The sequence below is a fragment of the Okeania hirsuta genome, from assembly GCF_003838195.1.
Taxonomy (GTDB): domain Bacteria; phylum Cyanobacteriota; class Cyanobacteriia; order Cyanobacteriales; family Microcoleaceae; genus Okeania; species Okeania hirsuta.
Map to the genome: position 1 here is coordinate 1 of NZ_RCBY01000687.1, position 584 is coordinate 584.

Here is a 584-nt window from a genome sequence, read left to right on the forward strand (position 1 = left end):
ATTTGCTCTTGTGACTCTTGCTGAAGATTCTGATAAACTTCCTTTGATACCATTGAAGCTATCTGAGATTCTAGTTGCTCAACTTGAGCAATTTGCTCCTGTGATTGGTCTTGCAAAGAATCGTATACTTCCCTAGATACCATCAAAGCAATTTGCTCTTCTAGTTGTTTTAGTTGAGCTAGTTGTCCTTGAGATTCTTGCTGGAGAGTTTTATAACTTTCCAGCAAGAATCTCAAGGACAACTAGCTCAACTAAAACAACTAGAAGAGCAATTTGCTCCTGTGATTGGTCTTGCAAAGAATCGTATACTTCCCTAGATACCATCAAAGCAATTTGCTCTTCTAGTTGTTTTAGTTGAGCTAGTTGTCCTTGAGATTCTTGCTGGAGAGTTTTATAACTTTCCAGCAAGAATCTCAAGGACAACTAGCTCAACTAAAACAACTAGAAGAGCAATTTGCTCCTGTGATTGGTCTTGCAAAGAATCGTATACTTCCCTAGATACCATCAAAGCAATTTGCTCTTCTAGTTGTTTTAGTTGAGCTAGTTGTCCTTGAGATTCTTGCTGGAGAGTTTTATAACTTTCC

3 protein-coding genes are annotated in these 584 nt (G+C 38.0%); all 3 read right to left on the minus strand.

All coding sequences use genetic code 11. The features are described from left to right. Positions 1–242: hypothetical protein (locus tag D5R40_RS33670; protein ID WP_375339463.1), on the minus strand; the 242-nt coding region annotated here is incomplete at its 3' end. Then, on the minus strand, positions 211–423 hold the full coding sequence (locus D5R40_RS33675; RefSeq protein WP_161565203.1) for a hypothetical protein: 213 nt from the start codon (positions 421–423) through the stop codon (positions 211–213). The genes D5R40_RS33670 and D5R40_RS33675, both read right to left, overlap by 32 nt. Continuing rightward, the coding region (locus D5R40_RS36865; protein WP_161565204.1) for a hypothetical protein at positions 392–584 on the minus strand (193 nt) is incomplete at its 5' end. The genes D5R40_RS33675 and D5R40_RS36865, both read right to left, overlap by 32 nt.